Raw genomic sequence first — 22,695 nt, forward strand, 5'->3', positions numbered from 1 at the left:
CCGGCCGGTCCCGGCGCGCGCCTACGCCGTCAGGGCGCGGGCGGCGTGCGCGACCGAGGCCAGGGTGACGTGGCGGTGCCAGCCGGGCAGGGCGCGGCCGGCGAAGTCGCGCAGCCCCGCCTCGCGGCCGGTGCGGCCGGCGGCGGAGCCGACGCGCAGCCCCTGCTTCGTCAGCCGCAGCAGCGGGCCGACGGGGAGGCGTACGAGGTCGGTCACCCACAGCTGCGACGGGGCGCGGTGGGGGTCCGTCCACTCGCCGACCAGCAGCAGGTGGCGGCGGCGGGCCGGGGAGGGGTCGGGCATCATCACCCGCACCGCGACGGCGAGGGTGCTGCGGTGCCGGCCCCCCGGGTGCGCCGGGTCCGGGTCGGTCCACTCCACCGGGGTGCACAGCCCGCGCACGGACTGGAGGACGTCCCGCGCGCTGCGGGGGCCCGCGCCGTGGCCGGGCAGCGCCGGGTCGGTGACGAGCAGCGGGGTCGCCGGATCGGCCCGGGCGATGACCGGCACCCCGGCCTCCGCGAAGCGGTTCATCGTGGACCGGGTGCCGATGCGGTGGATGTCCAGCACCACCGGCCGGGGGGCGCCCCCGCCCCGGCGCACGGTGTCGAGCACGGCGGCCGTCGCGGACTGCGCGTAGGCGGCGTCCTCGTACGGGCCGCGCTCGGCGGGCGTGCGCGGGGCGGCGCCCTCCGCCTCGGGCAGGTACATCCGCCACCCGACCGGCGTCACCAGGGCGGCGGAGGTGAACCAGGTGCCGAAGGCCTGCTGGCCGCGGAACATCTGGCCCAGGTGCGGGTCGAAGCGGTGCGCCACGCCCACCGAGTGCTCGCCGCCCCGGGGGATCGCCATCGGCTGCGCCACCCAGGCGGTCAGCGGGGTGGTGGCCTCCAGGTACCCGGAGAGGGCGTCGCGGAGGGGTTCCCAGTCCCAGGTGGAGCCGGAGATGAAGTGGTGCGTGCTCTGCTCGGCGGCGCCGCCGCCGACCTGCCCGGCGATCCCGCGCATCGACTTGCGGCCGGGGAGGGCGAGCAGCCCCCGTACGTACTGGCGGCCCTTCTCACGCTGGTCCTTGCGGCGCAGGGGGGCGAGGACGGTGTCGCAGAGGTCGTCGGCCATGGCGTAGGCCGGGTCGGGGCCCTGCTCCGGGCGCGGGGCCCGGTGCGGGCCGGCCCGGTGCGGGCCGGTCCGGTGCGGGCCGGTCCGGTGCGGGTCGGTCCGGTCCGGGTCCGTGCCGGTGGTGGTGCTGCTGCTCATGATCGTTGCCACGACATCCCCCTAGGCGTGCATCGACTGCACCCCCACGTTCCGCCGCCGGGCCCCCCGCGCGGGAGGTGCCCCGGCCACCGGACTTCCCCGGAACGTGGTGGGCGGGCCACCACCCCGGTCCGCCGCGGCGCCGGGCCCGGTACGGAAGCCTGCGGGACGCCGGGGACACCGGTCGCGGGGATTGCGGCGGTTCGTCAGGTCGGCCGGGACCGCGCCCGTCCGGCCCATCGGACACACTGGGGCCATGTCGATTCACCAGAACCTCCTCGGGGGCCCGGCCCCCACCCACCTGCCCGACGAGCCCGCCCCCCGCGAGGCCCTCGCCGCCGGGACCGACCCGGCCGAGGTGGCCGCCGCCCACCCGACCTCGTCGCTGGCCTGGGCCGCCCTCGCCGACCGCGCCTTCGCGGCGGGCCACACCGTCGAGTCGTACGCGTACGCCCGCACCGGCTACCACCGCGGCCTCGACTCGCTGCGCCGGGCCGGCTGGAAGGGCCACGGCCCGGTGCCGTGGGAGCACGAGCCGAACCGCGGCTTCCTGCGCGCCCTGCACGCCCTGGCCCGGGCGGCCGGGGCCATCGGGGAGAAGGACGAGTACGCGCGCTGCTCGACCTTCCTGCGCGACTCCTCGGCGACGGCCGCGGACACGCTCGGATAACCGTCGGCGTTCGCCCTAGAGGGCTTCCGGATCCCTTGCTTATGATGCGAGCAGGGGACCGGGGCTCCACTTACCTCACCGGAAGGAGCGGACCGCTACCCGGAAGCACGTGTCGAGGAGACAGAAATGTCGCACGCCCTTGATGCCTCCGGAGCCGGTTCGGACACCCCGAACCTCGACTTCGCGGGCACGACTCCGTACGAGGACTACGTCCAGGCGGACGTCCTCACCCACCTCCAGCACCTCCGCTCGGACGACCCCGGCGAGATGGTCTTCCTGGTGACGACCCAGGTCATGGAGCTGTGGTTCACGGTCATCGTCCACGAATGGGAGACAGCGGCCCGCGCCCTGCGCGAGGACGACCTCCCGGTCGCGATGGACGCGCTGAAACGATCCCTCCGCGAGCTGGAGGCTCTGAACGCCTCCTGGCGGCCCCTCGCGCAGCTCACTCCCTCGCAGTTCAACGCCTACCGCTCGGCGCTGGGCGAAGGTTCCGGTTTCCAGTCGGCGATGTACCGCCGGATGGAGTTCCTGCTCGGCGAGAAGTCGGCGTCGATGCTCGTCCCGCACCGGGGCGCGCCGCGCGTCCACGGGGAGCTGGAGAAGGCGCTCCAGGAGCCCGGCCTCTACGACGAGACCCTGCGCCTGCTGGCCCGCCGCGGCCTGCCGGTCCCGCAGTCGGTCCTGACGCGTGACCTGGCCCTGCGCTACGAGCCCTCGGCGGAGGTCGAGGCCGTCTGGACCGCCCTCTACGCCGAGCCGGACGGCCGTCACGCCGACCTGCACCGGCTGGGCGAGATCCTCACGGACGTGGCGGAACTCGTCTGGCGCTGGCGCAACGACCACCTGGTGGCCACCCGCCGCGCGATGGGCGCCAAGACCGGCACGGGCGGCTCCGCCGGAGTCACCTGGCTGGAGAAGCGGGCGACGAAGAACGTCTTCCCCGAGCTCTGGACGGCCCGCAGCTATGTCTGACACGACCACGACCACGAGCACGACCACGAGCACGAGCACGACCACGAGCACCACCGACCCGACGGAGCTGCGGGCCCGCGCCGCGCGGCTGGACGCCGAGGACGGCCTCGCCAAGCTCCGCGAGCGCTTCACCCTCCCCGAGGGGATCGTCTACCTCGACGGAAACTCCCTCGGCGCGCTCCCGGCCGCCGTCCCCGACGCCGTGGCGGACGTCGTCCGGCGGCAGTGGGGCGAACTCCTCATCCGTTCCTGGGACGAGAGCGGCTGGTGGACCGCCCCCGAGCGGATCGGCGACCTGATCGCCCCGCTCGTCGGCGCGGCCCCCGGCCAGGTGACCGTCGGCGACTCCACCAGCGTCAACCTCTTCAAGGCCCTGGTCGGGGCCGCCCGCCTGGCGGCCCCCGGCCGGACCCGGCTGCTCGTCGACGCCACCACCTTCCCGACGGACGGCTACATCGCCGCCTCCGCCGCCCGGCTGACGGGCTTGGAGCTGGTGGCCGTCGATCCCGCCGAGGCGGCGGCCGCCTTCGACGGGGACACCGCGGTGGTGCTCCTCAACCACGTCGACTACCGCAGCGGCCGGCTCCACGACCTGCCCGCCCTGACCGCGGCCGCGCACGCCGCGGGCGCGCTGATCGTCTGGGACCTGTGCCACAGCGCGGGCGCCCTGCCGGTCGGCCTGGACGCGCACGCCGTGGACCTCGCGGTGGGGTGCACGTACAAGTACCTCAACGGCGGACCCGGTTCCCCGGCGTACGTCTACGTGGCCGCCCGCCACCAGGGCGCGTTCGACTCCCCGCTGCCCGGCTGGAACAGCCACGCCGAGCCGTTCGCGATGACCCCGGGCTACGAGCCGGCCGAGGGCGCGGCCCGCGCCCGGGTCGGTACCCCGGACATCCTGTCCATGCTGGCCCTGGAGGCGGCGCTCGGGGTGTGGGAGGGCGTGGACATCGAGGACGTCCGCGCCAAGTCGCTCGCGCTGACGGACTTCTTCCTGGAGTGCGTGGCGGCGTACGTCCCCGGGGGCAGGGCCCTGCCGGTCACTCCGGCCGGGCACGCCGAGCGGGGCAGCCAGGTCTCGCTGCGCGCCGACGACGCGCGCGCGGTGATGGCCGAACTCGTCTCCCGGGGGGTCGTCGGGGACTTCCGCGCCCCCGACGTCCTGCGCTTCGGGTTCACCCCGCTGTACGTCGGATTCGCCGATGTGGAGCGCGCGGCGCGCACACTGGGTCACATTTTCGGGTGACGCGGTAGCGAAACGTCACTGCGACGGGCGGGCGGGGCTACGGCTCCGCCCGCTCCAGTTCCGCGCTGTCCGGCCACAGGAGGGCGGGTTCTAGCCTGATACGGTCCCGCTCTGCCGGTACACCGGAACATCTGTCCCCGCTGTCCCACGCGTTACCGAGAGGTTGAGCCGATGACGGACCCCGCAGTCGAACGGGACGCCGCCGAGGCCGCCTCGGCCTTCGCGCACCCCGCGGTCGCCCCGGAGGCGAGCGCCGCGTACGGGGAACACCCCGACCAGGTCATCGACTTCTACGCCCCGCGCGGGGACGCCACGGGCCCGGCCCCGCTGGTCGTGGTCCTGCACGGCGGGGCCTGGCGGGCCCCCTACGACCGGCAGCACGTCACCCCCTTCGCGGACTTCCTGGCCCGCCGGGGCTTCGCCGTCGCCAACGTCGAGTACCGGCGCGGGAGTTCCCTGCCGCACCAGAACGCCGGCGGGCCGGTCGCGGGGCGCTGGCCGGAGACCTTCGACGACGTCGCCGCCGCCATGGACGCCCTGCCCGGCCTGGCCGCCGGGGCGCTGCCCGCCGCCGATACCCGGCGCACGGTGGTGACGGGGCATTCGGCGGGCGGACACCTCGCGCTGTGGGCGGCCGCCCGGCACGTGCTCCCGTCCGGGTCCCCGTGGCGGCTGCCCTCCCCGCCGGCGCTGCGCGGGGTGGTGGCGCTGGCCCCCATCGCGGACTTCACGGTGGCGCAGGCGCTGGGCGTCTGCGGGGGCGCGACGGCGCAGTTGCTGGGGGGCGCCGAGCACTGGGACGCGCGGCTGCCGGGCGCCGACCCGGCGGCCCTGCTCCCGACGGGCATCGCCACCGCCGTCGTGCACGGGCGCGAGGACATCGTGGTCCCGCACGCGGTGGCGGAGTCGTACGTCGCCGCCGCCGGTGAGGCGGGTGAACTGGTCGGCCTGACCCTGCTGGACGGCGTCGGCCACTTCCCGCTGATCGACCCGGCGGCCGACGCGTGCGCGGTGGTCTGCGAGGAGATCGCGCAGCTGGCCTGGTAGGGGCCCGCGCTAACGGCTTTGCACGGGAGGCTTCTTGCCCGGATAGACGTGGCCCGGAGTGACGATGCCCGTGATCGCACTGCCGAAGAGGGTGCTCGGTTCCTGCCCGTGGACCAGGACGTCGGTGTTCAGCAGGACCACCATCCTCGCCTTCGCCTGCGGCAGGTACACCGTCAGCGTCTCGTAGCCGGGCAGCGAGCCGTTGTGGCCGATCCAGCCCTGGACGTCGAAGATGCCCAGCCCGTAGCCGTCACCGGGGATGCCGACCGGCTTCGTCTTCAGGCGCTCGGCCTGGGTCGCGGGCGTCAGGAGGGTGCCCGTGGCGAGGGTCTTCGCCCAGCTGCGCAGGTCCTGGAGGTCGGAGATGACCGCACCGGCGGCCCAGGCCCAGGAGGGGTCCCAGGCCGTGGCGTTCTCCACCTTCCCGGAGGCCGTCTGGTCGGTGTAGCCCTGGGCGTGCGGAGCGGGGAACTCCGAGCCGGTGGGGAAGAGGGTGTGGTGCAGCCCGGCCGCCTTGATGACGTCCTGGTTGACGACGTCGGCCAGCCGTCGGCCGGTCGTCTTCTCGATCACCAGGCCGAGCAGGATCAGATTGGTGTTGGAGTACTCGAACTTCGCGTCGGGCGCGAAGTTCACCGGGTGTCCGAAGGAGTAGCCCAGCAGCTCCCGCGGGGTGAAGACGCGGTCGGGGCTGCTGGTGAGCGCCTTGTCGAAGGCGGGGTCCTCGCTGTAGTTGAAGAGCCCGCTGCGCATGCCCGCCAGCTCGCGCAGGGTGATGCGGTCTCCGTTGGGGACGCCGGAGACGTACTTCCCGATGGGGTCGTCCAGGCCGACCTTCCCCTGGTCGACGAGCTGGAGCAGGGCGGTGACGGTGAACGTCTTGGTCTCGCTGCCGACGCGGAACCGCAGGTCCGTCCTCATCGGGGCGCCGGTCGCCTTGTCGGCCACGCCGAAGGCCTTCACGTAACTGCCCTTGCCGGGGGCCCACAGGCCCACGATCACGCCCGGGACCTTGGCCTCGGCCATGGTCTTGCGGATGGCCGCGTCCAGCTCGGCCGCGACGGCGGGGGTGAGCCGGGCGAAGCCGTCGTCGGCGGACGGTGAGGGGGTGGGGGAGGGGGCCGCGGGTCCCGGGGCGGCGGACGCCCCGTACGCGTGGGCGGCGCCCGCCGGGACGAGGAGCACGGTCGCCGCGGCGGCGGCCACGCAGGCCCGGCGCAGGGGTATGAGGGTCGCCTTCACCACGGTTCCTCCTGTTGCCCGAGGGAACTTTCAGGCTAGGCCCGCTCCGGACCGCCCGCCCGCCGGAGCCGGCGCGGGTGTCGGGCCGGGGAGGGAAACCCCTCGCGACGACACGCGCGGCCCCCCGGGCGACGATGGAAGGGCGGAAACGACGGACCCGTCCCTCGTGGAAGGCAGCGCCATGAACCGACGTACGCGTCTGCTCGTCCTCGCCCCCGCCCTGGCGGGGGCCCTCTCCCTCGGGACCCCCGGACCCGGCGCCTTCGCGCGGGCCCCGGCTCCCGTGGCCGTGCCGTCCCCCGCCGCGTGTTCCGTGACGGGTGTCCGGCCCGACGGGACAGCGACCCTGTCCGGCCGAGGCTTCCAGCCGGGGACCGCCGTCCTGGCCCTGGGCGACAGCCCGACGGAGCGGTTCACGGTGAAGGCCGACGGCTCCTTCTCGATGCCCAAGACGGCGAACGCCCCGTACACGGTCCGCCAGGGCAACACGGACACGAGGTGCACGGGCGCCACGGGGAGCGCACCGGTCGGCGGCAATCCCTACAAGGCCGGCGTCCGGGAGGGCTGGGACGCCGCCCGGCGGGACTGCGACGTGCGGGCCCCGGCGTCCGGCAACGGTCCGTTCACCGAGGGCTGGAAGAAGGGTGCCGCCGTGGCGCGCGAGGCGTTCTGCTGAGCGGCACGGCACGGCACGGCACGGCACGGCACGGCGCGGGGCGCGGCCGGACACGGGCAGGGCCCCGGAGCTCGAAGCTCCGGGGCCCTGCCCGTGGGGGTGGTGCCGTTCCTAGAGGAACGAGTTGATCTCGATCGTCTCGGTGCGGCCGGGGCCGACGCCGATCGCGGAGATCGGGGCGCCCGACATCTCCTCCAGGGCCTTCACGTACGCCTGGGCGTTCTTGGGGAGGTCCGCGAAGGTCTTGGCCTTCGTGATGTCCTCGGACCAGCCCGGGAGGGTTTCGTAGATCGGCTTCGCGTGGTGGAAGTCGGTCTGCGAGTACGGCAGCTCCTCGACGCGCTTGCCGTCGATCTCATACGCGACGCAGACGGGGATCTCCTCCCAGCCGGTCAGGACGTCCAGCTTGGTGAGGAAGAAGTCCGTCAGGCCGTTCACGCGGGTCGCGTAGCGGGCGATCGGGGCGTCGAACCAGCCGCAGCGGCGGTCACGGCCGGTGGTCACGCCGCGCTCGCCGCCGATGCGGCGCAGGGCCTCGCCGTCCTCGTCGAACAGCTCGGTCGGGAACGGGCCGGCGCCGACGCGGGTCGTGTAGGCCTTCAGGATGCCGATGACGCGGCTGATCTTCGTCGGGCCCACGCCGGTACCGGTGCAGGCGCCGCCCGCGGTCGGGTTCGACGAGGTGACGAAGGGGTACGTGCCGTGGTCGACGTCGAGCAGGGTGCCCTGGCCGCCCTCGAAGAGCACGACCTTGTCCTCGTCCAGCGCGTTGTTCAGGATCAGGGTGGTGTCGGCGACGTAGCCCTTGATCTGGTCCGCGTACTGGAGCATCTCCTCCACGATCGCGCCGGCCTCGATGGCGCGGCGGTTGTAGAGCTTCGCGAGGAGCTGGTTCTTGCCCTCCAGCGCCGCTTCGACCTTCTGGGTGAGGATCGACTCGTCGTAGAGGTCCTGGACGCGGATGCCGATGCGGTTGATCTTGTCCGCGTAGGTCGGGCCGATGCCGCGGCCGGTCGTACCGATCTTGCGCTTGCCGAGGAAGCGCTCGCCGACCTTGTCGAGGGTGACGTTGTACGGGGTGATCAGGTGCGCGTTGCCGCTGATGAGCAGCTTGGAGGTGTCGATACCGCGCTCGTTCAGGCCGCGCAGCTCGGAGAGCAGGACGGCCGGGTCGACGACGACGCCGTTGCCGATCACCGGGGTGCATCCGGGGGAGAGGATGCCGGAAGGGAGAAGGTGCAGCGCGTACTTCTGGTCACCTACGACGACCGTGTGGCCGGCGTTGTTGCCACCCTGGTAGCGCACTACATAGTCGACGGAACCACCGAGCAGGTCGGTGGCCTTTCCCTTGCCCTCGTCACCCCACTGAGCTCCGAGCAGCACAAGAGCGGGCACAGGCGTACACCTCTTCCGGATGGGGCATGTCCAAGGTCAGGGGGCGTACGACGATGTACACCGCAGGCTGAGCCGTCGGACCGGTGCCCCGGAATAGACGAAGGCCCTGGCGCAATAGCGCAAGGGCCTCTTGCACAAAGATGCTACCCGAGGAAGGACCGAGGTGTCGGCTCCAGAGCCCACCATGAGCCATGCGGGCGCGCCGGTAGGCGGCCTGCTCGTGCTCGTCGACCCGGTCGCCCGCCGTCTTGACGGCGAGTCCGTGCGAATCGCGAAGGATGTGCTGTCAGCGGGGGCGGCGACGAAAATCTGCCTCCCGGATTCGCAGGAGGAATTTGCGCGGGCCCTTGCCCGCCGGGGTCATCGGCGGCTGGTGATCGTCGGCGACGACCGGGCGCTGGTCCGGGCCGTGGCGCTGCTGCACCGGGAACGGGGGGCGGTGGACCGGGCGGTCTCGCTGGTGCCGGTGGGTCCGGCGGGGTCGCTGGCGCTGGCCCGCTCGCTCGGCGTGCCGCTGTCGGCGGTGCTCGGGGCGCGGGCGGCGCTGGACGGGGTGACGCGGCCGCGGGACCTGCTGGTGGACGACAGCGACGGGGTGGTGCTGGGCGGGCTGCGGATCTCCGGGACGGCGGACGCGGCGGGCCCGTCGGCGCGTCGCGGCGGTGGGTACCGCTCGCTGCTGCGGACGCTGCTGCCCGGGCCGGCCGCGGTGGTGCACCGGCTGAGGGTGGAGGTGCGGGTGGACGGGGTGGTCCTCGCGGACGTGGACCAGCCGGTGCAGGACGTGGCGGTGCGGACCGGTGACGGGGGCGGTCCGGCGGAGGTCGTGGTGCGGGTGGCGGGCGGCGCGCCGCTGACGGGGCGCGCGGAGGCGGTGACGGTGTCCGGGGCGGACTTCCGCTACCGGGCCGACCACGTCCTGACCGGCCCGGTCCGCCGCCGCACCTGGACCCGGCACCCGGCGGCATGGTCCCTCACCCTGCCGCGCTGAGGCGGCGGGCGGGGGCCGGGCCGGCGGACGGCCCGCCTGCGGGCGGGCCGGGCTGCGGGGTGGCGGGGTGGCGCTCGACGGCGTGCAGGTCCGCGAAGCCGCGCCGGTGCCCCGCTCACGCCAGGCGGGGCTCCGGAGCCCCGCCACCGCGGCTACGCCTGGGCGGTGGGGGCGGGGCCGCCGGGGACGACCAGGCCCGTCTCGTACGCCACGACGACGGCCTGGGCCCGGCTGTCCAGGGCCAGCTTGCTCATGGTCCGGTTGAGGTGGGTCTTGACGGTCGCCTCGCTGATGAAGAGCAGCTCGGCAATCTCCGTGTTGGACAGCCCGCGCGCCGTCAGCCGCAGCACCTCCCGCTCGCGGGCGGTGAGCGCGTCGAGGGCGGCGGGGGTGTCCGGCACGGGGTCCGCGCGGTGCACGTAGGCCTCGATGAGGCGGCGCGTCACGCTCGGGGCGAAGAGCATGTCGCCGCGGGCCACCGCCGCGACCGCCTCGATCAGCCGCTCCGGGCCGGTGTCCTTCAGCAGGAACCCGGAGGCTCCGGCGCGCAGGGCGGCGTACACGTACTCGTCGAGGTCGAAGGTGGTCAGGACGAGGACCCGGGGCAGCGGGTCCACCGCCTGGGCGAGGATCCGCTCGGTGGCGGCGGTGCCGTCGAGGCCGGGCATCCGGATGTCCATCAGGATCACGTCCGGGCGGGTTTCGGCCGCCCGGGCCACGGCGCGCTCGCCGTCCTCGGCCTCCCCGACCACCTCGATGCCGGGCGCCGCCTGGAGCAGCGCCACGAGGCCGGCCCGGATCAGGATCTGGTCGTCGACGACGAGGACCCGGATCATGCCGGCGGCCGGTTCTCCGGCCCGAGGGGACGCGCGGCGGTGACCGGCAGGGTGAGGCGCACGCTGAATCCCCCCTCGGTCCGCGGGCCGGCGGCCACTGTTGCGCCGTAGAGCTTCGCGCGTTCGCGCATGCCGATCAACCCGTGCCCCGGTCCGGGGGCAACGTTGGCCGGATCCGGTCGGCGCGTACGGCGGTCCGGCGTGCCGTCCGGTCCTCCCGGCGTGCCGTCCGGTCCGGCCGGTACGCCGCCGTCGTCGGTGACCGTGACCTCCAGGGTGTGCGGGAGGTACGCGACGAGGACCTCGACGCGCGCCGACGGGGCGTGCTTGACGACGTTGGTGAGGGCCTCCTGGACGACCCGGTACGCGCACAGTTCCACGCCCGGCGGCAACGGCCGCGGGGTGCCGCCCGTGCGCAGCTCCACCGCGACGCCCGCGGCCCGCACCCGCCGCGCCGCCTCCGCCAGCCCCGCCAGGCCCGGTATCGGCGCGTACGGGGTCCGCTCGTCGCCCCGGTCGCCCTCGGCGGGCGGGCCGCGCCGGGCGTCCGGCTCCTCGTCGGCGGCCGAGCGCAGCAGGGTCAGGATGCGGCGCAGCTCGCGCAGCCCCTCCTGGCTGGTCTCGGCGATCGTGCCGAGCGCGGCCCGGGCCTTCTCCGGCGCGGACGGGAAGACGTAACCGGCCATCCCCGCCTGGACGCTGATGACCGACATGTGGTGGGCGACCACGTCGTGGAGCTCGCGGGCGATGCGCCGCTGCTCCTCCGAGACCGCGCGGCGGGCCCGCCCCTCCTGCTCGCGGCGCAACTGGGCGGTGACGGCGGCCAGCTGGCGGTTGCGCTCGTCGAGCAGGCGGGCGCCGTTGCCGAAGGCCCACACCACCACCGGGACGACCAGGGCCTGCAACACCGCCACCGCAAGCCCGAGCTCACGGGCGCTCAGCCCGCTGAGCAGGACCACGGCCGCGGTCAGCGCCGCGCACGCGGCGGCGGTACGGGGCGGACGGCGGGCCGCGACCCCGTACAGCGCGACCACCGGGCTCCAGAAGTTGAGGGAGGGCTGGTAGCCGGCGGCCAGGTACCCGGCGAAGGCCAGGCAGCAGGCGACGAGGACGGGCACGGGGGCGGTCCGGCGCGCGGCGAGCGGCAGCCCGGTCAGCGCGGTCAGCAGATAGGCGGTGGCGTCGAACGGGGGCCAGCCCGCCGGGTGGTACTGCTGCCCGGTGACGGCCGCGGCGGTGGTCAGGCCCAGCGCCAGCACGGCGTCGGCGAGCCGGGGATCGACGGAGCGGAACCGGTCAGCCGCCGGCCAGGCCCTGGTGCGCATCGGCGAACCCTACGCGGGGGGCCGGGCGGTGGTCGTCATACCAGGGGTGTAGCGGGCGGGGGCGGCGTTCTGCCGCAGAGGTTTACCGGGGGAGTCCACTCTGCGGTTGACGCCGTGCGGGGGCCTTCCGGGGGACCGTACGGGGGTTCGACCGACAGCACGCCGCCCGGCGTGCCGATCACCTCGACGTCACCCAGGGGGATCACATGCAGTTCACGAGGAAGGCCGCCGTCCTGACGGCGGGCGTGGCACTGGTCGCGGGACTCGGCTTCACGGGGACCGCCGCGCACGCGGCGGGCACCGGGGCGCAGGCCTGCTCCACGAGCGACGCCGTCACGAAGAAGACGGCCACCGTCGACTCCATCCACATCGAGCTGCGCTACAGCCCGTCCACGCGCTGTGCGTGGGGCCGGATCTACACCGCCGATCCGGGCGACAAGGTGTGGGTGGACCGCTCCGGCAACGGGGGCAGCACCTGGACCGGCCCGATGGGCATGACCACCGTGCAGTCCGGCAGTGACACCCACACCGGGGCCTACAGCGACGCGGGCTTCGTGATGCGGGCCTGCGGCTGGAACGACAGCACCGGCACCACGCGCTGTACCGGCTGGTACTGAGTCCCGTCCGGCCGTGCGGCCGCCCGTCCACGGGGGGCGGGCGGGCGTGCGGCCGGGCAGCGGGGCCGGGCAGCGGGGCCGGGCAGCGGGGCCGCGACGCCCCGGTCAGAACTCCACAAGCAGTTCGCGCAGGCCACGGATGACGAAGCCGTCGCCCCACCGGGGCTCGCGCACGAGCCGCACGGGCGGGAGCCCGGGGTCCAGGAGTGCGCCGAAGGAGGCGGCCAGCTCCAGCCGGGCCAGGGGGGCGCCGAGGCAGTAGTGGATTCCGGCGCCGAAGGTCAGGTGGGGGTTGTCGGACCGGGTGAGGTCCAGTTCGTCCGGGTTTGTAAAGCATGCCGGGTCCCGGTTCGCGGAACCGAACAACAGTGCGACTTCGGCTCCCCGGGGGATCTCCGTATCCCCGATCCGGATGTCGTCGAGCACCCACCGCTCGAACAGCTGGAGGGGTGTGTCGTAGCGCATGAGTTCATCCACAGCTGTGGACAACTTTTCGGGATCCGGCGATCCGGGGTGCGCGCGCAGCCGCGCGAGCTGCTCGGGATTGCGGAACAGGGCCCACCAGCCGTTGACGGTGGTGTTGACGGTCGCCTCGTGCCCGGCGTTCAGCAGGAGCACGCAGGTGGAGATCATCTCCTGCTCGCTGAGGCGGCCCTCCTCATCGTGAGCGGCGATCAGACCGGAGATCAAATCGGTGCCGGGCCGCTTGCGGCGCTCGCCGATCAGCTCCCGCAGATACGCGCTGAACTCCAGGCTCGCCGTCACCGCGCGCCGGGCCGTCTCCGGGTCGGGGCGCAGCTCGTACATCCCGCAGATGTCCGCCGACCAGGGCCGCAACAGCCCCCGGTCGGCCTCGGGGACGCCCAGCAGCTCCGCGATCACCGCCACCGGCAGCGGCTCGGCGACGGCGGTCAGCAGATCACCGCCGCCCGCGCGGCGCAGACCGTCCGTCAGCTGCCGGGCCAGGCGCTCCACGGAGGGCGCCAGCCGCTCCACCATCCGCGGGGTGAAGGCCTTCGCCACCAGCCGCCGCACCCGCGCGTGGGCGGGATCCTCCAGGTCCAGCAGGCCGTTGTCGTTGAGTACGTGGAAGGGCTCGTGTTCCGGGGGCGGTGCCTGCCGGCCGAACTCCTCGTGGCTGAAGCGGTGCAGGTACGTCCGCCCCAGCCGTCGGTCCCGCAGCAGCGCGCTCACATCGGCGTAGTGCGGCACCAGCCACTGCCCGGTCGCCTCCGACCACAGCGCCCGCCCGCGCTCCCGCAACTCCCGGTAGGCCGGGTACGGATCGGCGACGAACGCGGCGTCCCACGGATCAAAGCCCATCCCCGCAGACTAACCGCGACCGGCCGGAGAGTCCCGGCGCGCGCGGGGCGCGGAGGGCCAACGGCGTCTCCCGCCGCGCGGACTAAGCCGGTGTCACCAGCCGGGTCTCGTAGGCGAACACCGCCGCCTGTGTGCGGTCCCGCAGGCCCAGCTTCACCAGGATCCGGCTCACATGCGTCTTGATCGTGGACTCCGCCACCATCAGGCGGTCCGCTATCTCCGCGTTGGACAGCCCCTGCGCGATCAGCACCAGCACCTCCGTCTCCCGCTCCGTCAGCTCCGTCACCCCCGCCGGATCCGCCACCCGGGGAGCCTGCGACAGCTTCGAGAACTCCACGATCAGCCGCTTCGTCACCGAAGGGGCCAGCAGCGCCTCTCCGGCCGCCACCACCCGCACCCCCTCGGCCAGCTGCCGGGCCGAGGCGTCCTTCAGGAGGAAGCCCGAGGCCCCCGCCCGCAGCGCCTGGTACACGTACTCGTCGAGGTCGAAGGTCGTCAGGACCAGCACCTTCGCGTCCGTGTGGGCCGCCACGATCTGCCGCGTCGCCTCCAGACCGTTCATCTCCGGCATCCGGATGTCCATCAGCACCACGTCCGGCCGCAGCGCCGCCACCTGGGCGATGGCCTGACGGCCGTCGACGGCCTCGCCGACCACCTCGATGCCGTCCATCGCGTTCAACAGGACGGAGAAACCCTCGCGGACCATCATCTGGTCGTCGACGATCAGCACTCTGATCGTCATGCCCGCTCCTCCTCCGCCTGCGGCCGGCTGCGCACCGGTATGAACACGGCCACCTCGTACCCGCCCGAGGCGTTCTCCCCGGCCGTCATCTCCCCCTCCAGCATGGCCACCCGCTCCCGCATCCCCGTCACCCCGTGCCCGGCGCCCGGCGAGGGCCGCACGTCCCCGACCGGCGGACCGTTGACCACCCGTATCCCCAGACCACCCAGCACGTACGACACCTCGACCCCGGCCGCCGCACCCGGCGCGTGCCGCAAGGTGTTGCTCAGCGCCTCCTGGACGATCCGGTACGCCGACAGCTCCACGCCCTGCGGCAGCTCCCGCACCGCACCCGTGACGGTCTTCTCCACGCTCAGCCCGGCCTCCCGCACATTGGCCAGCAGCCCGTCCAGCGAAGCCAGCGTCGGCTGCGGGGCGTCGGGCGCCTCGTAGTCCGCGGACCGCACCACGCCCAGCACCCGGCGCAGCTCCGTCAGGGCCGCCACCGCGTTCTCCCGGATGGTGACGAACGCCGCCTCCAGCTCCGGCGGCGGATTCTTCACCCGGTACGGGGCCGCCTCCGCCTGGATCGCCACCACCGACATGTGGTGCGCGACCACGTCGTGCAGCTCCCGCGCGATGGTCGTCCGCTCCTCCAGCAGCGTCCGCCGGTCCCGCTCGAAGGCCGTCACCTCCAACTGCGCGGTGACCACCTGCTTCGCCTCCCGACGGGTGTTGCGGACCGTCACCAGCAGCAAAGCCACAGCCGACGTGAACGCCATCGGCGCGACACTGCCCGAGTCGCCCGGACCGAGCAGGATCCGCGCGGCCGTGCCGAACAGCACGGTGATGACCCACATCCAGCCGGCCACCCGGGGACCGGTCCGCAGCGCGACGAACACCATCACGGCGAGGCAGGCGACGAAGGTGCTGGGCGACCAGGGCCAGCTGAACTCCCTGGCATGCAGCACCGCGAGGACGGCGGTGGAGGCCAGCGCCGCCCAGAACGCCGCCAGGGGCCGCACCAGGGTCATCAGCACCGGCACCGCGGCCACCAGCCCCGTCACCACGCCCTGGACCGGCGGTACACCGGCGAGCCCGCCGGCCCCCGCCAGCATGAGCACGAGGAACGCCGTCCCCATCACCACGGCGTGCGGCAGGTAGGCCGCCGAGGCCCGTATCCGCTGGGGCAGCCGGCGGGTCAGCGGTCCGTCCGTCCGCATCGGTCCGAGCGGCCGGTAGGCGAGGGCGTCGGTGAGCAGGTCGTCTCGCAGGCTCTGGATCACTCCCGAAGCCATCCGTACTTCGGGCGGCCGGGTCGTGGCCCCGGTGGCGGTCGTCTCGGTCATGTCCAAACCGTAGGCCGCCCGCCCCCTCGTCCGCGTCGGCGCCGAAGGGGATTTCCCGGCCTCCCCCGCAAGTACTACGAGGGCCGGGTCAGTAGCCCGCTGGACGGACCAGACCCGACTCGTACGCGAACACCGCGGCCTGCGTCCGGTCGCGCAGGCCCAGCTTCACCAGGATCCGGCTCACATGGGTCTTCACCGTCTGCTCGGCGACCGTCAGGTGCACCGCGATCTCCGCGTTGGACAGGCCCTGCGCGATCAGCGACAGCACCTCCGTCTCCCGCTCCGTCAGCTCCTCGATCCGGGCCCGCGAGGGCGCCCGAGGCGCTCCCATCCGCGAGAACTCGGTGATGAGCCGCTTCGTGATGTTCGGCGACAGCAGGGCCTCGCCCGCCGCCACCACCCGTACCGCCTCGGCGAGCTGGTCGGCCGAGGCGTCCTTCAGCAGGAAGCCGGAGGCCCCGGCCCGCAGCGCCTCGTAGACGTACTCGTCGAGATCGAAGGTGGTCAGCACCAGCACCTTCACCGTCGCGTCCGGGACGCCGGTGATGAGGGAGGTCGCCTCGATGCCGCCCATCCCGGGCATCCGGATGTCCATCAGGACCACGTCCGGGCCGAGCTCCGCGACCTTCGCGACCGCATCGGCCCCGTCCACGGCCTGACCGACCACCTCTATGTCGGGCTGTGCGTTCAGAAGGACGGTGAAGCCCTGCCGGACCATCATCTGGTCGTCCGCGATCATGACCTTGATCGGAGTGCTCATGCGTCCTTCTTCTTCTCTGAGGAGGAGCCGCCGGGGGGATCCACGGGCAGCACCGCGCTCACCTCGTACCCGCCGCCGGGCCGCGGTCCGGCCACCAGCTCGCCCCCCAGCATGCCTGCCCGCTCCCGCATCCCGAGCAGCCCGTGCCCGGCGCCGACGGAGGGCGGGGCCGCCCGGGCAGGAGCGGAGTTCGCGACGCACAGGTGCAACTCGCGCGGCCCGTAGGCGATGCCCACCTCCACCCGGGAACCGGGCGCATGGCGCAGGCAGTTGCTGAGGGCCTCCTGCACGATCCGGTACGCCGTCAGCTCCAGGCCCGGGGCCAGCGGCCGCCGTATCCCCGCCACCTCGGTGGTGACCTCAAGACCGGCACCCCGCACGTTGTCCACGAGCCCGTCCAGCGCGGCGAGGGTGGGCTGAGGATGCTGCGGGGCCGCATCGCCGGACTGCTCGGACCGCAGCACCCCCAGGACCCGGCGCAGCTCGGTGAGGGCCTCCAGCGCGTTCTCCCGGATCCCGGCGAGGTTCTCCTTCAGCTCCTCGGACGGGTTCTCGACCAGATGCGGGGCAACCTGCGCCTGGATGGAGATCACCGACATGTGGTGGGCGACCACGTCGTGCAGCTCCCGCGCGATCCGGCTGCGCTCCTCCAGCAGGGTCCGCCGGGCCCGCTCCTCCTCGGTCAGGGTCTCCTGGGCGACGAGCTGGCCGCGGGCCAGGCGCACCGCCCGCAGCGCGTACCCCAGGAGCCCCACGAAGCCGAAGACGAGGGAGGCGGCGAAGAAGCTCGTCGTGCTGTGCTCCGGCTTGAACGCAAGCTCGGCGACGAGGCCGAGGGCGACGGGGAAGGCGACGACCGCGACGGTGACCCGCGGGGGCACGCGCAGCGCGGTCAGCAGGATCAGCGGAGCGAAGGCGAGGAACCCGGCGGGCAGCCAGGGCCAGCTCTGGCCCTGCCCCACCTGGCCGTGGATCGCCCAGGCGACGAGGCCGGCCGTCAGCAGACCCAGCCACCAGCCGGCGACCGGGCGCGACAGCCCCACCGCGATCGACACCCCGGTCAGGAGCGACAGCGCCACGGGCGGTCCACCCGTCACGCCGTAGTGGTCGGACAGCTGCGTGTTGGTGAGGAAGGCGAAGAGGACGGCCGCGTACAGCACCACCGCGTGCGGGAGCCGGGCCAGCCACCGGGGGCGGGACAGCCGGGGGAGCGGGTCCCGGCGCAGGGTGAACAGTTCGAGGAGCGCTCCGGCGCCGGGGGCGAAATCGGCTTCCGGGGGCGGTGCTTGCTGTCGGGTCACGCGGATCAGCCTAGGCACGGACGGCCTCCTCGAAGCGGGCCGCCCGGGGCAGTGCGGCCCCCGGCGGCGCTACGGCTGCGCCCGCGCGCGGGGTACCCGCCCGGCGGGGCTGTTCGTGGACGCGGAACGCGGCCCAGCAGACGGCCAGGGCGGCCGCGAACACCGGCAGCCACAGCAGCCGCTCGGCGATCCAGGCCGCCGACGCCGGCGCCGTGTGCAGCCCGGGCAGGTCGGTGGAGAACAACAGCCCGAGGGCGGTGACGGACATCATCGCGGTCTGGTGCCAGAGGAAGACGGTCATCGCGGAGAGGTTCAGCAAGGCCACCTTCGCCCAGGTCCGGGGCCTGCGCATGGCCCGCGCCAGCGGCGCGCGGAGCAGCAGGGCCAGCCCGCACTGGGCCAGACCGAAGGCGGCGGCGGCCAGCGTCGGCGGGTTCAGGTTCGACACGGCTGCCCCTGGTACCCCCACCATGGAGGCCGGGTACCCGCCCCAGAGGATCAGCGCGGCGGTCGCGGCAGCGCCCCCGCCCAGCAGCACCAGGGCCGTCCGGCGCCGGGTGAACGCGCCCCGGGACCAGGCGGCGCCGAGGGTGTAGGGCACGAGCCAGCCGGCGGCGACATTGACCCAGCCGATCCAGGCCGGACCGCCGAGGCCGAACCGCCACAGGTCCACCCCCGCCACCACGGCCAGGGGCGCCGGCGGAGGGAGCCGGGCGACGAGCGGGGTGGCGGCGGTGAGCGCGGCGAACACCAGCAGGAACCAGAGCGGCGACCACACCAGCTTGAGCAGGGTCCGCACGGTCTCGATCCCGGCGCCTCCCAGCAGCAGCGCGCCCGCCACGACGGCCCACAGCGCCAGCACCGCCGTCACCGGACGGAACAGCCGCCCGAGGCGCTGCCCCACCCAGATGCGGTACGGGACCCCGCGGGCCCGCGCCGAGGCGTACCCCTGGGCGGCGACATGGCCGCCGACGAGGAAGAACACGGCCAGCGTCTGGAACACCCACGACACCGGGGCCAGCCAGGGCATGGAGGCCAGCGGGCTCGTGCCGTGCAGGCCGCCGTCCCCGGAGGTCAGGGCGGTGACCAGCCAGTGGCCGAGCACCACGCCGAGGATCGCGAAGGCCCGCAGCGCGTCGACGGACCGGTCCCGGTGGGCCGGGGTCGCCCGGTCGACGCGGTCGGCGAGGGCGGCCCAGCCGGATCGGAGCTCAACCACGGGAGGCCTCCCCACCGATGACGATGCGGGCCAGGGAGTCGAGGGACGCCGTGCCGGGCTTGAGGTAGTCGCCGTGCCCGGCGGAGCCCGCCGCGAAGGGCCGGGCGCCGAAGGCGGGATCCACCGGGTCGGTACCGAACCCGAGCCTGGCGAAACGGACGTGGGGGACGCCGCCGATCCAGTCCTCGCCGCCCCGCCCGGCCCACACCCGGGCCGTGGTCGGCAGGCCGGCCGCGGAGGAGGCCCCCGTACCCGGACTGCCGAAGAGGACGACATCGCTCACCCCGGGTCCCGTCCGGGTCCGGGCGCAGACCACCGAGCCGTACGAGTGGCACAGCAGTGACAGCCGGGCGCCGGTGGGCGCCGCACCCCGCAACCAGGACAGGAACGGCGCCAGTTCGGCTGCGGCCCGGTCGGCACGGTCGGTGGTCAGGACGGTGCTGCTCACCGTCCCCGGCGTCTCGTACCCGAGCCAGGCGACCACCGCCGAGCGCGGATGCTCCGCGCGCAGCCGCCGCTGGAGGGAGACGGCGCCGTCCCGGAAGCGCTGGTAGGTGTCCAGCGTCGTATCGGACCCGGGCACCAGGACGGCGACCCGGTCGGCGGTGTCCAGATCGCCGAACACCTCGACGGCGCGGCCCGTACCGCGGCCGTCGAAGGCGAGGAACCGCGGCGAGGCCCCGTCACCGCCCGGCGAACCGGCCGCCATCGCACGCAGCGTCGCCGCCCGTCCCGCGTACCCCGCCTCCCGCGCGGTCCGGGCCGCCTCGGCTATCGCGGAGAGGCTGGCCGTGTACCGGCTCCGCGCGGTCGCGGACTCGGCGAAGACCGCCGGAGCGGGCGCCGGGACGTCCGGGGAGGCGGCCGCGGTCACGGGGACCACGACGGCGGCGGCGACGAGGCCGGCCAGCAGGGTGCGGCGGATGCGGCTGCCAGCGGTCATGGCGGTTCCCTCTTCCTCGGTTTCGGTGTGGGAGCGGACACTCACCCGCTCCCACACCGAAGTTAGGAAGAAGCCCCCCTCGTCGGCGTCACGCTCCGGAGCGCACTTCCCGAGTAGCTCCCAGGTATGACGGCCCCTACCTCAGAGCCAGCAAAACCCCTGGCGTCAGGCCGCGTTAGGGTGCCGGAATGAACGCGACCGACTGGCGGCACGACCGCATTGGCAGCGCGCACCGCGGCGAGAACCCCACCGTCCTGCGTCGCCTCGACGCGGGCTTCGCGGTGATGGGGGACCGGCAGTTCCTCCCCGGGTACGCGGTGCTGCTGACCGACGACCCCGCCGTGACCCGCCTCTCCGAGCTGCCCCGCGCGCGCCGCCTCGCCTACCTGACCGACCTGGAGCGGTGCGCCGAAGCCGTCGAGCGCGCCTGTGCCCGCCTCGACCCGGCCTTCCGCCGCGTGAACATCGAGATCCTCGGCAACACCGACCCCTACCTCCACGCCCACATCTGGCCCCGCTACGACTGGGAGCCCGACCACCTCGTCCGGATGCCGGTCTGGCGCTACGAGGACGAGGAGTGCTGGCGCGGCGAACACCACGCGCTGGCGCCCCGCCACGACCCACTGCGCGCCGCGATCACCCGGGAGCTCGACGCCCTCCTCAAGTAGCGGGCCGGCTCACTCCGAGGAGCCACCCGCCACCCGCCACCCGCCGCCGGACACGGTCACGTCGCGGACGTCGCCACGCGCACCCCGAACCCGATCAGGACGATCCCCGTCACCCGGTCCATCGCCCGGCGCACGCGCGGCCGCGTGAAGAACTGCCGGGCGCGCGAGAGGACGTACACGTACGTGCCCAGCCAGAGCAGCGTCAGCAGGACGTGCACCAGGACCAGGAGCGCCATCCCCGCCGCCGGGCTCAGGTCCCGCGGCGCGAGGGTGGGCAGCAGGCCGGTGTAGAACACGGCGATCTTCGGGTTGAGGGCGTTGCTCACCAGCCCGGTGCGCCAGGCACCGGCGCCGCCGCGATCCGGCAGGGGACCGCCGCCCGAGCCGCCGCCCGAGCCGCCAGAGCCGTCCGCGCCACCGTCCGTACCCCCGCCCGGGCGGCGCAGGGACTGGATGCCGAGGAAGCACAGGTACGCCGCTCCCGCGAGCTTGACCGCCAGGTACACCTCGGCCGACGCGGCGAGCAGCGCCGCCAGCCCGGCGACGGTGAGGGCGCCCCAGAGGAGCAGACCGGCGGCGATCCCGCCCACCGTGCGCAGTCCGTCGGCCCGTCCGCGCGAGACGGCCCGCCGGGTGACGATGGCCATGTCGGGGCCGGGAACGAGGGTGAGCAGGCCTAAGACGCCGGTCGCCGCGGCGAGTTGCGTGAGCACGTGGCTCAGTCTGCCACCAGGGGCTCGACGTAAACGGCCCTCCAGCGGGGCGCGGGGTCCTGTCCAGGGCTGGTCCAGTACTCCCGTGCGCCGACGATCTCCCCGTCGCGCACAGTCCAGAGGGAGACCGCCCGGTAAAGGACGTGTTCTTCCGGTATTTCCACCTCGGTGACGACGAGGTCCCCGTCCGCGAGGATGCGCAGGACCTCGACCCGGCCGAGGGGCCGTTCGTCGCCGAAGCCGCCGGACCCCCCGGAGCCGCCGAAGCCCCCGGAGCCGCCAAAGCCCCCGGAGCCGCCTGAGGGATCGGAATCGGAACCGTCGGACTCGTCACGGAGCACGGCGACGAAGTTGGCCCTGCCCACGATGCGCTCGCCGCTGACCGGCCATTCGATGACGGCGTCCTGGGCGATGAGCCCGGCCACGCCGTCCCAGTCGCGTGCCTCGATCCGCTCCCACAGTCGTGCCACTACCTTCAACGGCTCCATGTGCCGCAGTGTGCGACGGGCTCCTCGCACGTAACAAGCTTTGCTTGCAGGCTTATTGACTTCGACACAATCGGCCCGTGACCGCCCCGCCGGCCCGTCCGCCGGTACGCCCGCAGGTCAGGCCGGGGCGTCGGCGATCGCGCCGAGGGCCGCGGAGAGGCGGGCCAGGACGCGGGCCGTCTCGGCGAAGGCCTCGTCACCGAGCTCGGCGGCCAGGCGGTTCGCCAGGGCGGCGTGCCCCGGGTTGATGCGGGCGAGGGCCGCGCGGCCCTCCCCGGTCGGGCGCAGCAGCTTCGCGCGCCGGTGCGCCGGGTTCGGGGCGTACTCCGCGAGGCCCTTGGCGGCCAGCAGGTCGGCCACCCGCTGCACGCTCTGCCGGGTGATCCCCATGGACCGGGCGATGCCCGCGACGGGCAGCGGCTCGTGCAGCACCGCGCCCAGCACCTGCCACGATGCCGCCGTCAGCCCGGCCGGGCGGGCCAGTTCTTCGGAGACGCCGAGGAACTGGCCGTTGAGCTGGAAGACGCCGAGCGCGGTCCGGCTCAGCAGGTCCTGCCGCTCCCGCAGGGGCAGCGGCGGCGGTTGCGCATCAGGCATGTCCGGCCTCCGCCTCCGCCGCCAGCGCCGCCGCCAGCGCCACCGGCTCCGTCGGCCCGGCCGTGATCAGGTCGCCGTCGGTGACGGCGAGGTGGACGGGCTGGTGCGGGGCCGGTCTCGGGGTCTCGTTCATGGTGCTCGCCTCCGAAGCGGAGTGAGGGAGTGAGAAGGGGGTCAAGGAGAGGGGGAGAAAAGGAAGGAGGGGGAGCCGGAGGAAGCCGAAAGCGATATGACAGCAGGCTGTCATCATGGAAGGGTCCTGTCAACGGCGCCACGGGCGGCCCCGACAGACTGCCGAGGGCGGGACGCCACCCCCATACAGTCCGCCGATATCCC

24 protein-coding genes are annotated in these 22,695 nt (G+C 74.0%); 8 read left to right on the plus strand and 16 right to left on the minus strand.

Features of this window, described 5'->3' with window-relative positions:
• Positions 1–21: 21 nt before the first annotated feature.
• Positions 22–1,257 carry a transposase gene (locus ACFYYT_RS17120; protein ID WP_351815426.1) on the minus strand — a complete coding sequence of 412 codons (1,236 nt, stop codon included), beginning with the start codon at positions 1,255–1,257 and terminating at the stop codon, positions 22–24.
• A 256-nt stretch (positions 1,258–1,513) separates the two neighbouring features.
• Between ACFYYT_RS17120 and ACFYYT_RS17125 the strand changes: the two genes are divergently transcribed.
• The 4 genes from ACFYYT_RS17125 to ACFYYT_RS17140 all read left to right on the plus strand — a co-directional run bounded on the left by ACFYYT_RS17125 (position 1,514) and on the right by ACFYYT_RS17140 (position 5,195).
• Positions 1,514–1,927, plus strand: coding sequence for a DUF3151 domain-containing protein (locus tag ACFYYT_RS17125; protein WP_351815429.1), 414 nt, complete (start codon positions 1,514–1,516; stop codon positions 1,925–1,927).
• A gap of 126 nt (positions 1,928–2,053) precedes the next feature.
• Positions 2,054–2,902, plus strand: coding sequence for a tryptophan 2,3-dioxygenase family protein (locus tag ACFYYT_RS17130; RefSeq protein ID WP_351815431.1), 849 nt, complete (start codon positions 2,054–2,056; stop codon positions 2,900–2,902).
• Positions 2,895–4,148, plus strand: coding sequence for a kynureninase (gene kynU / locus ACFYYT_RS17135; protein ID WP_351815434.1), 1,254 nt, complete (start codon positions 2,895–2,897; stop codon positions 4,146–4,148). Before ACFYYT_RS17130 ends, kynU begins: the two co-directional genes overlap by 8 nt.
• Positions 4,149–4,319: 171 nt before the next feature.
• Positions 4,320–5,195, plus strand: coding sequence for an alpha/beta hydrolase (locus ACFYYT_RS17140; protein ID WP_351815436.1), 876 nt, complete (start codon positions 4,320–4,322; stop codon positions 5,193–5,195).
• A 9-nt stretch (positions 5,196–5,204) separates the two neighbouring features.
• Here ACFYYT_RS17140 and ACFYYT_RS17145 read toward each other — a convergent pair whose 3' ends face one another.
• Complete coding sequence (locus ACFYYT_RS17145) at positions 5,205–6,437, minus strand: serine hydrolase domain-containing protein (protein ID WP_351815809.1); 1,233 nt, start codon at positions 6,435–6,437, stop codon at positions 5,205–5,207.
• A gap of 181 nt (positions 6,438–6,618) precedes the next feature.
• On the opposite strand from ACFYYT_RS17145, the gene ACFYYT_RS17150 reads away from it, so the two are divergent.
• On the plus strand, positions 6,619–7,113 hold the full coding sequence (locus ACFYYT_RS17150) for a hypothetical protein (RefSeq protein ID WP_351815438.1): 495 nt from the start codon (positions 6,619–6,621) through the stop codon (positions 7,111–7,113).
• 111 nt (positions 7,114–7,224) lie between these two features.
• Here ACFYYT_RS17150 and ACFYYT_RS17155 read toward each other — a convergent pair whose 3' ends face one another.
• Positions 7,225–8,508 (minus strand): adenylosuccinate synthase, encoded by a 1,284-nt coding sequence (locus ACFYYT_RS17155; RefSeq protein ID WP_351815441.1) that lies wholly within the window; start codon positions 8,506–8,508, stop codon positions 7,225–7,227.
• Positions 8,509–8,692: 184 nt separating this feature from the next.
• Between ACFYYT_RS17155 and ACFYYT_RS17160 the strand changes: the two genes are divergently transcribed.
• Positions 8,693–9,499 carry a diacylglycerol kinase gene (locus tag ACFYYT_RS17160; RefSeq protein ID WP_388608416.1) on the plus strand — a complete coding sequence of 269 codons (807 nt, stop codon included), beginning with the start codon at positions 8,693–8,695 and terminating at the stop codon, positions 9,497–9,499.
• Positions 9,500–9,651: 152 nt separating this feature from the next.
• Here the strand turns inward: ACFYYT_RS17160 and ACFYYT_RS17165 are convergent, their stop codons facing one another.
• Together ACFYYT_RS17165 and ACFYYT_RS17170 are read right to left on the minus strand one after the other, a co-directional pair.
• Positions 9,652–10,335, minus strand: a complete 684-nt coding sequence (locus ACFYYT_RS17165) for a response regulator transcription factor (protein WP_351815446.1) — start codon at positions 10,333–10,335, stop codon at positions 9,652–9,654.
• Positions 10,332–11,660 (minus strand): histidine kinase, encoded by a 1,329-nt coding sequence (locus ACFYYT_RS17170; protein ID WP_351815449.1) that lies wholly within the window; start codon positions 11,658–11,660, stop codon positions 10,332–10,334. The genes ACFYYT_RS17165 and ACFYYT_RS17170 overlap by 4 nt, the downstream gene beginning before the upstream one ends.
• 206 nt (positions 11,661–11,866) lie before the next feature.
• On the opposite strand from ACFYYT_RS17170, the gene ACFYYT_RS17175 reads away from it, so the two are divergent.
• Positions 11,867–12,277: a DUF2690 domain-containing protein gene (locus ACFYYT_RS17175; RefSeq protein ID WP_351815452.1), complete on the plus strand. Its 411-nt coding sequence runs from the start codon at positions 11,867–11,869 to the stop codon at positions 12,275–12,277.
• A 105-nt stretch (positions 12,278–12,382) separates the two neighbouring features.
• On the opposite strand, the gene ACFYYT_RS17180 is transcribed toward ACFYYT_RS17175, so the two are convergent.
• The 7 genes from ACFYYT_RS17180 to ACFYYT_RS17210 form a co-directional block, all read right to left on the minus strand.
• A complete protein-coding gene (locus tag ACFYYT_RS17180) occupies positions 12,383–13,600 on the minus strand; it encodes a cytochrome P450 (protein ID WP_351815454.1) in 1,218 nt (405 codons plus the stop codon).
• Positions 13,601–13,682: 82 nt separating this feature from the next.
• Positions 13,683–14,342, minus strand: a complete 660-nt coding sequence (locus ACFYYT_RS17185; protein ID WP_351815456.1) for a response regulator transcription factor — start codon at positions 14,340–14,342, stop codon at positions 13,683–13,685.
• Entirely contained in the window at positions 14,339–15,670 is a 1,332-nt protein-coding gene (locus tag ACFYYT_RS17190; protein WP_351815459.1) for a histidine kinase, read from the minus strand. The genes ACFYYT_RS17185 and ACFYYT_RS17190 overlap by 4 nt, the downstream gene beginning before the upstream one ends.
• Before the next feature lie 88 nt (positions 15,671–15,758).
• Positions 15,759–16,430, minus strand: a complete 672-nt coding sequence (locus ACFYYT_RS17195) for a response regulator transcription factor (RefSeq protein ID WP_351815462.1) — start codon at positions 16,428–16,430, stop codon at positions 15,759–15,761.
• A complete protein-coding gene (locus ACFYYT_RS17200) occupies positions 16,427–17,731 on the minus strand; it encodes a sensor histidine kinase (RefSeq protein WP_351815465.1) in 1,305 nt (434 codons plus the stop codon). The genes ACFYYT_RS17195 and ACFYYT_RS17200 overlap by 4 nt, the downstream gene beginning before the upstream one ends.
• Before the next feature lie 10 nt (positions 17,732–17,741).
• Entirely contained in the window at positions 17,742–18,950 is a 1,209-nt protein-coding gene (locus ACFYYT_RS17205; RefSeq protein ID WP_351815467.1) for an acyltransferase, read from the minus strand.
• A complete protein-coding gene (locus tag ACFYYT_RS17210; RefSeq protein ID WP_351815469.1) occupies positions 18,943–19,893 on the minus strand; it encodes an alpha/beta hydrolase in 951 nt (316 codons plus the stop codon). The genes ACFYYT_RS17205 and ACFYYT_RS17210 overlap by 8 nt, the downstream gene beginning before the upstream one ends.
• A 188-nt stretch (positions 19,894–20,081) precedes the next feature.
• On the opposite strand from ACFYYT_RS17210, the gene ACFYYT_RS17215 reads away from it, so the two are divergent.
• The gene (locus ACFYYT_RS17215; protein WP_351815472.1) at positions 20,082–20,561 is read left to right on the plus strand and encodes a diadenosine tetraphosphate hydrolase; all 480 of its coding nucleotides are present in this window, start codon (positions 20,082–20,084) and stop codon (positions 20,559–20,561) included.
• A 56-nt stretch (positions 20,562–20,617) separates the two neighbouring features.
• Here the strand turns inward: ACFYYT_RS17215 and ACFYYT_RS17220 are convergent, their stop codons facing one another.
• The 4 genes from ACFYYT_RS17220 to ACFYYT_RS17235 form a co-directional block, all read right to left on the minus strand.
• Positions 20,618–21,274: a LysE family translocator gene (locus tag ACFYYT_RS17220; protein ID WP_351815475.1), complete on the minus strand. Its 657-nt coding sequence runs from the start codon at positions 21,272–21,274 to the stop codon at positions 20,618–20,620.
• Positions 21,275–21,279: 5 nt separating this feature from the next.
• On the minus strand, positions 21,280–21,762 hold the full coding sequence (locus tag ACFYYT_RS17225) for a nuclear transport factor 2 family protein (protein WP_351815478.1): 483 nt from the start codon (positions 21,760–21,762) through the stop codon (positions 21,280–21,282).
• A gap of 117 nt (positions 21,763–21,879) precedes the next feature.
• Positions 21,880–22,359, minus strand: a complete 480-nt coding sequence (locus ACFYYT_RS17230; protein WP_351815481.1) for a MarR family transcriptional regulator — start codon at positions 22,357–22,359, stop codon at positions 21,880–21,882.
• Positions 22,352–22,492, minus strand: coding sequence for a hypothetical protein (locus ACFYYT_RS17235; protein WP_351815483.1), 141 nt, complete (start codon positions 22,490–22,492; stop codon positions 22,352–22,354). The genes ACFYYT_RS17230 and ACFYYT_RS17235 overlap by 8 nt, the downstream gene beginning before the upstream one ends.
• Between the last annotated feature and the right edge of the window lie 203 nt (positions 22,493–22,695).

It is taken from the genome of Streptomyces sp. NPDC002032 (assembly GCF_042890765.1).
Taxonomy (GTDB): Bacteria; Actinomycetota; Actinomycetes; order Streptomycetales; family Streptomycetaceae; genus Streptomyces.